At 68.1% G+C, this 6,294-nt stretch carries 7 protein-coding genes; 4 read left to right on the top strand and 3 right to left on the bottom strand.

Annotated elements, in window-relative coordinates; all coding sequences use genetic code 11:
- Positions 1–84: 84 nt before the first annotated feature.
- Entirely contained in the window at positions 85–747 is a 663-nt protein-coding gene (locus ADK86_RS12370; protein ID WP_053696633.1) for a hypothetical protein, read from the bottom strand.
- Positions 748–922: 175 nt separating this feature from the next.
- Complete coding sequence (locus ADK86_RS12365; RefSeq protein ID WP_053696632.1) at positions 923–1,462, bottom strand: hypothetical protein; 540 nt, start codon at positions 1,460–1,462, stop codon at positions 923–925.
- Positions 1,463–1,735: 273 nt separating this feature from the next.
- Here ADK86_RS12365 and ADK86_RS12360 point away from each other — a divergent pair, with 273 nt between their 5' ends.
- From ADK86_RS12360 to ADK86_RS12345, 4 genes are all read left to right on the top strand, one after another.
- On the top strand, positions 1,736–1,963 hold the full coding sequence (locus ADK86_RS12360) for a hypothetical protein (protein WP_053696631.1): 228 nt from the start codon (positions 1,736–1,738) through the stop codon (positions 1,961–1,963).
- A gap of 759 nt (positions 1,964–2,722) precedes the next feature.
- Positions 2,723–4,021, top strand: a complete 1,299-nt coding sequence (locus ADK86_RS12355) for a tyrosine-type recombinase/integrase (RefSeq protein WP_199834393.1) — start codon at positions 2,723–2,725, stop codon at positions 4,019–4,021.
- The gene (locus ADK86_RS12350; RefSeq protein WP_053696630.1) at positions 4,011–4,556 is read left to right on the top strand and encodes a hypothetical protein; all 546 of its coding nucleotides are present in this window, start codon (positions 4,011–4,013) and stop codon (positions 4,554–4,556) included. Before ADK86_RS12355 ends, ADK86_RS12350 begins: the two co-directional genes overlap by 11 nt.
- A 951-nt stretch (positions 4,557–5,507) precedes the next feature.
- The gene (locus ADK86_RS12345) at positions 5,508–5,729 is read left to right on the top strand and encodes a recombinase (RefSeq protein WP_234345822.1); all 222 of its coding nucleotides are present in this window, start codon (positions 5,508–5,510) and stop codon (positions 5,727–5,729) included.
- A 45-nt stretch (positions 5,730–5,774) separates the two neighbouring features.
- Here ADK86_RS12345 and ADK86_RS12340 read toward each other — a convergent pair whose 3' ends face one another.
- On the bottom strand, positions 5,775–6,149 hold the full coding sequence (locus tag ADK86_RS12340; RefSeq protein WP_053696629.1) for a hypothetical protein: 375 nt from the start codon (positions 6,147–6,149) through the stop codon (positions 5,775–5,777).
- Positions 6,150–6,294 lie beyond the last annotated feature (145 nt).

Raw genomic sequence — 6,294 nt, 5'->3', positions numbered from 1 at the left:
GATCAACCTGACCAACCAGCCCTGAACAGCACCGATACACCTACACGTCAGTGACACCAGAATCCGAACATCCCCGTGACAGGTTCACCGAACCTCACACCGGTCCCAGCGCTCGCGCAGGGCCTTGACGAGCGCGGTGGTGACCTGCCCCGCCGCCGCCCCGACCAGGCCGGGCATCTGCAGCGTGCCGATGGCCTCGCTGACCGCGGCCTGCATCTGCTGCGGCAGCAACTGCCCGAACCGCCCGGCCAGGCCAGTGCGCCGTACGTACTCCTCCAGCGGCTCTCCGGGGTGCTGGGCGTCCCAGTAGCGGCGCAGCGCCAGGTCGAAGCTGGGCAGCGGCCGGCCGACGGCGGCGGCCAGCGCGAGCCGGACGGTCAGGACGACGTTCTCGAAGACCGACCCGGTCGCGGCCCGGCTGCGCGCGAGGTCGATCCGGATGGGCAGGATCTTCTCCCCCGCCCACGCCGGGGCGCCACACTGCTGGGGGCGTTGCTCGGCTTCGGTGAGGGAGGCTTCGAGCTTGCGCAGCAGGGTGGACTTGCCGATGCCGCCCACCCCGTAGAACACCACCAGGTTGTTGCGGAGGGCTTCGAGGTCCTCGACGTCGAAGGCCGGGTCGGCGAGGTGGCGCAGGTGCTCCTCGACGGCGGTGGCCGCCGCGGTCCACTGGGCCTGGCGGTTGGTGAACGCCTCACGGTCGCCTACGGGGTCGTTCGAGCTGAACAGCGCACGAAGGTCAGACATCCATTCCCCCCACCGAAACGATCATCAGCCGTCAGCTTATGCCCGCGCGGGTCCGGGACGGCAGGCCCGCAGGACCGCTTGGTCCGGCAGCGGGCCGACAGTGGCCGGATCCCGGCCGCGCGGTGCTTGGTCAGGGTGATGACACTTGGGCCCCGAGTAGGAACGGGACTCGGTTTCATCGTTCGCCGATGAGGTGCGTACGGGCGACCCGCACGAACTCGTCGATGGCCTCCCACATGTGCTGGGTCTTCTCCTGCGCCTCGGGGTAGTTGTCTCTGAGGCGCTCGTTCAAGGGCGGGATGGCGCGTGCTGCGTCCAGGATCTTCTGCGCGGCCTCCCGCACCTCGTGGCTGCCCTCCAGTTCCAGGACCAGAGCAGCGCGCTGTAGCCGCATCCCGCGGGCGTGATACCGCTGGAGGATCTGCTCGGGATCTCGCGGCATCCCCTGTTGATTGAACATGACCAGCCAGTGGTACCGGCGTGTGGCGTGCACGTCCAGGCGGGCCGCCTCCACGTACTCGATACAGGCGTCCCGGAGTACCTGTCGTCGCCACTGCTCGTGTGTGGCGTCGGCCTGCCAGCTCGCCTGCTGGATCATCGCCTGTGCCTGCATCTTCATCCCGCTGCGCCCGAGCCATGCGGCAGTGATTGCTGCGCCGCCGCCGAATAGGGCGCCGAACGCGGCACCGAGCAGCGCCGCCCAACCTTGGTCCATGACTGTCCGTTCATGCACGAGGGAGCACGCGGGACACCGTAGGGCGCGGTGACTCAGGGCAGCAACGGGTGGTGAGGATGAAAGACCAGCCCCCAAGCTCCCGGTCGGTGCGGGCCACGGTCCACCCGCTGAAGGCGTCAAAATGTGCTGAGAATAAGTCCTCCTTATCCTCGTCTTCTTGGTGGCTGCCGTGCACGATTCCGCGACCCCCGACCCGCAGGGGATGCCCAGGACCCAGCTGGGACCTGGCCGCCGGGCGGCGCCGATTACGGGATGGCCGAGGAGGTCGTGGGGCAGGTGATCGCCTGGTACAGCCAGCAGATCCGGGCGGAACGCCGTGCCGGGGCGGCCCCGCAGCGCCTTGAGGACCTGGCCGCCCGGCGGCAGGCGTGCGTGGAGGACCGCCACCGGCTGGAGGAGGCCGCCCCGGAGGAGGCTGCGCGGATCACCGCGCTCTACGCGGCCCGGTTGAAGGAGCTGGAGGGCTCCGGGCCGCAGTAGCCGGGACGGGGCAGGGGCAAGGCGGCCACGGCGCCGGCTCCGGGCAGCCGGTGCGGCTGCAGGTACGGAATGCCCTGCGGAGCCCAGCAGATCGCGAATCCGTGTCATGCGGTGCGTCCCAGCCGCGGCACCGCATCCGTAGCCCCCCCCTTCTCCTTCTCTTTCCGGGCGGTGCGTTCGGCTCGGGCCCGGCGCAGGGCGGCGGCTTCGGTAGCTGCGGCCTGGCGGCGGGCTTGCTCGATCGGGGCCGGCACATCGCCGCCCGGTGCCGCAGCCCGGCTTCGTACATCAGCCGGATCCGGCGCCGGGCGGCCTCAGGCTGTCCGTCCCAGCACGCGGCGGCCGCCTGGTGCAGTGTCAGCGTCCCGTACCAGGTGGCCAGCCCCAGCAGCCGGTTGTCCGCCTCGGTGCGCTGCCAGCCGTCGCCACGGGGCCTCGCCCGTCCCGCGCATCCGCCGCCGGCGCTCCGCCCGTTCCCGGTACGCCCCCGCCTCCACTGCCCTGACCTCTCCCTGTAATTGGCACGCCACCGCGCCGGTCGCGGTGGTCGTGAGCGCAGGGTGACCTGCGAAGCGGACACCCCAGGGCCGGCGACGTTCTCCGCCCGGCTCCGCCTGCCGCGCGAGCTCCGGCGTCGTCGCCGTCGACTACCACACCGGCCGCTACGCCAAGATCCCCGGCCTGAAGTCCGGACCCGCGATCCGCATCCCCGCCGCGCGCGGTCCGGGCCGAACGTGGCCTCCCGGACCGGAGCCGCAGATGCCCGTCAGCGCGGCGCTCGCACGGGCCGGCGACCGGATCGGCTACGCCCGCGTTTCCAGCGAGGGACAAGACCTCGCCGGACAGGTCCGCCTCCTCAAGGGCGCCGGATGCGTACGCATCCACGTCGAGAAGATCGGCACCCGGGAGAAGATTTGCCCCGAGTACAACGCCGCCCTCGCCGACCTGCGCCCGGCCGACACCCTCACCGTCACCATGCTCGACCGGCTCGGCCGCAACATGATCGAGCTCGAGGAGGAGGCGGCGTTCTGGTCATGGGCGACGGTGGAGGTGCTGCGGCACACCGGCATCCGGATCGAGGAGATGCTGGAGCTCACCCACCACAGCTTCATCGCCTACACCCTGCCCACCACCGGCGAGGTGGTGCCGATGCTGCAGGTCGCCCCGTCCAAGACTGATGCGGAGCGACTGCTGCTGGTCTCCCCGGAGCTGGCGGAGGTGCTGACCGCGATCATCTTCCGGGTCCGGGCCGGGAACGCCGCTCTGCCGCTGGTGTCGGCCTACGACGTGTTCGAGCAGACCTGGAGCCCGCCCATGCCGTTCCTGTTCCAACGCCGGTACGGCACCGAAGACCGGCCGCTGACCCGCAGCTACATACGCGAGTGCCTGGTCGCGACCTCGCAGTCCGCCCAGATCACCGTGGCCGGCGACCCGCTCGAATGGCGCCCCCACGACTTCAGAAGGATCTTCGTGACCGACGCCATCCGCTCCGGACTGCCCCCGCACATCGCCGCGAAAATCTGCGGACACGCCGCTCTGGACACGACCATGGGTTATGCCGCGATCTATCCGGAGGACGTGATCTCCCATCACCGGGCCTTCATCGCCCGTCGCAGAACCGAACGGCCCAGCGAGGAGTACCGCGAGCTCACCACCACCGAGTGGAACGAGTTCCTGGCCCACTTCGAACTCCGCAAGGTAGCCCTGGGAACCTGCGGCCGCGACTACGCGACCCCGTGCCAGCATGAAAATGCCTGTGTCAGATGCCCCCTACTTCTCGTGGACCCGGCCCAGATGCCACGTCTCCAGGAGATCCACGCCAACCTCGTCGACCGCCTCCAGGAGGCCCGCGACCAGGGCTGGCTCGGTGAGGTCGCCGCCATCGAGACCACCAAGGCCGCCGCCGCGCAGAAGCTGGAGGCCATGCGCGAGCATGCAACTCAGCCGTCCACGGTCCACCTCGGCATGCCCGACATCCGGCGCGACACACCGGACGAAGCAGCGCAGACGTTGAGAGATCCTTCCCATCGGATCCTAAGCTTCGCGGATGACCTATGAAGAGTTGTGCTGGGAACCGATAGCGGCGCTTCCAGAAGGCGAGCCCGAGACGTCCTTCGGCGGGCGTTGGGAGGACCGGCTCTGGTTGAACGTTCCTGGCCCCTTCTATACCGGCATCGCCGATAACTGTTGGACGGGCCGGCTGCACGCACCGCGTCATGTGCTCTACGGCGGCGAGTACTTCGGTGAATATGTGTATCGCCAGCCAGCGACCACGGCCGAGGTCCTGAACCTGGTGACAGCAGCCCAGGAAGATCCGTACCGCGGCTATGCGTGCGACGGCGACAGCCGATGGACACCCGAGGCTGTTCGGGACTGGTGGCGCGACCGTGGGCGGGTCACCGAGTACCTGGAGTCCCTACTGCCCGCATGGTCGTCCAGCGACAGGTCTGACGAGCGGGAAGCCGCGGAGGGGGTGAGGGACTTTGCCGCCTACATCACTGAAGGGCTCGGCGCGGACCTCCGGAAGTACCTCTTCCGGCTTGAAGAGGGCTGCTACCCAAAGAACTCCGGACCACTGCCTGAGCTCCGATAAGCAATGACGGCGATGGGGTGCTCGGTGCGCTCGCACCTGGATACCCGTGAAGTGGGCTCAGGTGCGAGGTGGCGCGACCTCGATGGCCGTGGCTGTGCCATACGATCGGCTCCGTGAGGCCCAGGAACAGGGTGGGCTGGGCGAAGTTGCCGCGATCGAGGCCAGCCTTGCCGCCGTCGAACAGGACCTCGCTGCCCTGCGTGACTTCGCGGCCCGACACAGCATCGTACATCTCGGCAGATTTCCGCAGCGTCGTCGCGCGCATCGACGCCGAGCAGCCAAACGAAGGTGCGAAGCAGTAGTTCTGAGCACTACAACGAGGGGATGACCGTTTTCCTCTGTTCCAAGTGCGGCACCGCGATTACGCCGGAGCTGGCCGAGCTGGCCGCCGTCCCCTCCGACGACGAACCCGACCGGGACAAGGAGACACGCCGGACATCCTCCACCGTTCCGCGGGGCTGCTACGCGATCGATCCTGAGCCCTGGGGCCTCCCTACGTCCTGCAGGACGATCAGGAGGACCCGAAGCCGGCTCAATCCCGAGGGCCGCTGGTCTGCCGCGAGGAGGGCTTCGTCATCTCTGCGGGCGTCCCGGGCACGGTGCTGATGCACCCTGAGGACGCCCCCGACCTTCAACCGCTGCCTAACTGGGAGAACAGCACCGGCTGCTGCGGGCCGACGGGTGACGAAGGACTCAACCGAGCCTGTCCCTGCGGCGCCCCGGTCGCGACGTTAGCGGCAGACTGCTTCGGGCCCTACGAACTGCACCTCGACCCCGTCCGAACCTACGCGTTCTCCCAGTAGGCACGCTGAACGGCCGCCCCGGAGCGCGACACGCCCGAGACGGGCTCTTGTCCGGCGACTTCACGACTACTTTCCGTTGCGGAGGCGCTTCGATGACGAGCTAAGCGTCGAGCTGGGCTGGTTCGGATAAGCCTGCATCCGATGCCCGATGCTGCAGGTCAACCCGAAGATGCTGCCGCGACTCGCGGAGATCGAGAAGGACTTGATCCTCCGCCGCAAACGAGCCGAGCAAGAGCAGTGGCTCGGCGAGATCGAAGGCATCGACATGATTCTGACCTTCGTCCGAACCAAGCAAGCAGACGCCACTCGACTTGCGCAACGGTCGCCCGTCGCTCTCGGCGTTCCGACTACCCGTCCTCAGCCCGAATGACCGGTAACTCCCCCTTGAGCGTCAGCAGTGATTACCAATGCGAGATCACGCCTGGGAGAGGACCTCCGCTCGCAGACGCTCGTACTCGGCGCCAGCAGACGGCTCGTCGTCGAAGTAGTCCTCCCAGAAGCCTGGACGCTGCCATTCCTTCGGCGCCAGTGTCACCTGGCCGTCCTCCAATCCTGCAACCCAACAGTCCGGCATTCGGCCGCTGACGACGGTGAACATGGCGGCATCCCACAGCCCAGGAGAGTCTCGCTCCACCAAGATGTCGGGTCGCTCAGGGATCCGGAGCAGCACCCGGCTTGCGGTTGTGATGACCTCCAGGACGGGATACTCCACGCCGACCCCGATCCCTGGGTGATCATTCACCACCTTTCCACTCGTCGGGCTGATAATCTGAACGCAGCGGACGATCATGCGGGCACCCTACGCGGACTCAAGAGGGCACCGCCCTTCGGCTTGACTTAGACGTCATTTCGTTTGGTGTGATCTTGCGGCAGTCTGGGATGGTGACTGCCCCTCTTGTCGAGCGGATGGTGCCGGACAGCCTGTGGGAGCTGTT

The organism is Streptomyces sp. NRRL F-5755 (genome assembly GCF_001279365.1).
GTDB classification, from domain to species: Bacteria; Actinomycetota; Actinomycetes; order Streptomycetales; family Streptomycetaceae; genus Streptomyces; species Streptomyces rimosus.
This window is presented reverse-complemented; position numbering and strand designations above follow the sequence as displayed.

Bases quoted from the DNA above. Each gene is read 5' to 3' on its own strand.
- ADK86_RS12365 (WP_053696632.1), bottom strand. From the start codon at position 1,462: ATGGACCAAGGTTGGGCGGCGCTGCTCGGTGCCGCGTTCGGCGCCCTA.
- ADK86_RS12340 (WP_053696629.1), bottom strand. From the start codon at position 6,149: ATGATCGTCCGCTGCGTTCAGATTATCAGCCCGACGAGTGGAAAGGTG.
- ADK86_RS12370 (WP_053696633.1), bottom strand. From the start codon at position 747: ATGTCTGACCTTCGTGCGCTGTTCAGCTCGAACGACCCCGTAGGCGAC.
- ADK86_RS12360 (WP_053696631.1), top strand. From the start codon at position 1,736: ATGGCCGAGGAGGTCGTGGGGCAGGTGATCGCCTGGTACAGCCAGCAG.
- ADK86_RS12350 (WP_053696630.1), top strand. From the start codon at position 4,011: ATGACCTATGAAGAGTTGTGCTGGGAACCGATAGCGGCGCTTCCAGAA.
- ADK86_RS12355 (WP_199834393.1), top strand. From the start codon at position 2,723: ATGCCCGTCAGCGCGGCGCTCGCACGGGCCGGCGACCGGATCGGCTAC.
- ADK86_RS12345 (WP_234345822.1), top strand. From the start codon at position 5,508: ATGCTGCAGGTCAACCCGAAGATGCTGCCGCGACTCGCGGAGATCGAG.